Source organism: Streptomyces sp. 4F14 (assembly GCF_048159485.1).
GTDB lineage: Bacteria > Actinomycetota > Actinomycetes > Streptomycetales > Streptomycetaceae > Streptomyces.
This window is the reverse complement of record NZ_JBLRVY010000179.1, coordinates 1-404: the sequence shown is the minus strand read 5'-3', so window position 1 is coordinate 404 and position 404 is coordinate 1. Positions and strand designations below refer to the sequence as shown.

Sequence of the window (404 nt, the reverse complement as noted above, 5' to 3'; positions counted from 1 at the left end):
CGGACGTCAAATACATGCGCAACCGTCATCCACTCATCGATATGGGCTGGTCAAGGAACGACTGCGTCAAGTACTTGACGTCAATCGGGATGGCGGACCCTCCGAAATCGAGTTGCCTCGGGTGCCCCTTTCACGGAAACGCGCAGTGGAGATCCATCCGGGACTCTTCACCGGAGGAGTGGGAGGATGTGGTGGCCTTCGATGCAGCCATCCGGAAGGGAAATGCGCGCGCCAACGCCACTGGCAACCGGCTGCTGGGCGAGGCGTTCCTTCACCGCTCGCGCGTGCCTCTTGACCAGGCACCGATCGACCATGTCACGGCAGCCGAATGGGCTGCCCTGCAGCAGGAACTCGGTGACAGCGAGGCAACCGCCCGGGCGTTGGAAGACGGCGTTGTCGACGGC

The 404-nt window shown here is 62.9% G+C and carries 1 pseudogene; it reads left to right on the top strand.

The features are described 5' to 3' along the window. Positions 1 to 404 (top strand): annotated as a pseudogene (locus ACLZOT_RS50205) (hypothetical protein); the annotation flags it as partial.